This window comes from Ruegeria sp. BC3, from assembly GCF_056539265.1.
In genome coordinates, this window is the sequence record NZ_JBQFUP010000025.1 from 1 (window position 1) to 1,188 (window position 1,188).

The following is a 1,188-nucleotide window of genomic DNA, read 5'->3' on the forward strand; positions in this document are numbered from 1 at the left end:
TGTCTAGCCCCCGTGTTCTGGGCCATTTCGGACTAGAGTTTCGGGGACTGGTGGGCGCATGTTGAGGGCCTGATGCGGTCGGGTGTGGTTGTATTGCCTGAGCCAGCAATTGATCACGATCTGTGCCTGCTTGGTCGTTGTGAACCATTCGGAATTGAGAACCTCGCGGCGGAGCGTTCCATTGAACCTCTCGTTGTATCCGTTCTCCCAGGGAGAGCCCGGGTAGATCCGGATCGGGTTCACACCGACCTTCTCGAGCCAACTCTGGGTCGCCCGTGAAGAGAACTCTGGGCCGTTATCGCTTCGAACGAAATCAGGCTTTCCGTGGCGCAGGAACAGCCCGTAGAGAACCTCCAGCACATCTTCAGAACCCATGCGGGTCCGAACTTCCACTGCAAGCGCCTGGCGGGTGTATTCATCCAAAACCGTGAGCATCTTGTAGCTCCGCCCATTGCTCAGCTTGTCGTGAACGAAATCGACGCTCCAGACATGGTTGGGATGCGTCGGTCGGAGTCGAATGATCGAGCTGTCCTTGTGGTACAGGCGACGCTTCTTCTTGTGCCGCTGCGGGAGTTGCAGACCTTCCTCCCGCCACAGCCGTTCTACCTTCTTGTGATTGACACGCCAGCCCTCGACCCGAAGTAGCTGCGCCACCTTACGGTAGCCATACCGGCCATAGCTCTTGGCCAGACGGATCATGGCCAGTCGAAGAGCATCATCGTTCTTCTCTACGGCCTGGTATTGCATGGAGCTGCGTGCAAGGCCGACCACCTTGCAGGTGCGACGCTCTGATGTGCCGAGCTTCTGGCGAGCATGAATGACGGCCTGACGAAGTTGGCTCGTCGTCAGGCCCTCGGTTTTAGGTAGTTCAGACTTTCTTTGAGGATCAGCTTGTCCAGTTCCAGTTCGGCCACGATCTTCTTCAGCCGAGCATTTTCTTTCTCCAGGCTGCGCAACTCCGACAGTTGCGACTTGCCCATGCCACCGAACCGACGCCGCCAATTGTAGTAGGTCGCATCGCTGACACCGACACCACGACAGGCTGTCCGAACATCATCGCCATCTGCCAGCTTCAGTTCAATCTCACGCAGCAGCTTCAGAATGTCTTCGTCCGAGTATCGCTTCCGAGCCATCCCTTGTTCCCCCCTCTCGACCAAAGTAGTGGCCCAATTTTACGGGGCAAAGACA

At 57.1% G+C, this 1,188-nt stretch carries 2 protein-coding genes; both read right to left on the reverse strand.

Translation table 11 applies throughout. The annotated features are described in order from the left end of the window. Nucleotides 1–3 precede the first annotated feature (3 nt). Nucleotides 4–849, reverse strand: a complete 846-nt coding sequence (locus ACR0MV_RS21625; protein WP_281973998.1) for an IS3 family transposase — start codon at nucleotides 847–849, stop codon at nucleotides 4–6. Beyond that, the gene (locus tag ACR0MV_RS21630) at nucleotides 846–1,133 is read right to left on the reverse strand and encodes a transposase (protein WP_171127984.1); all 288 of its coding nucleotides are present in this window, start codon (nucleotides 1,131–1,133) and stop codon (nucleotides 846–848) included. Before ACR0MV_RS21630 ends, ACR0MV_RS21625 begins: the two co-directional genes overlap by 4 nt. Between the last annotated feature and the right edge of the window lie 55 nt (nucleotides 1,134–1,188).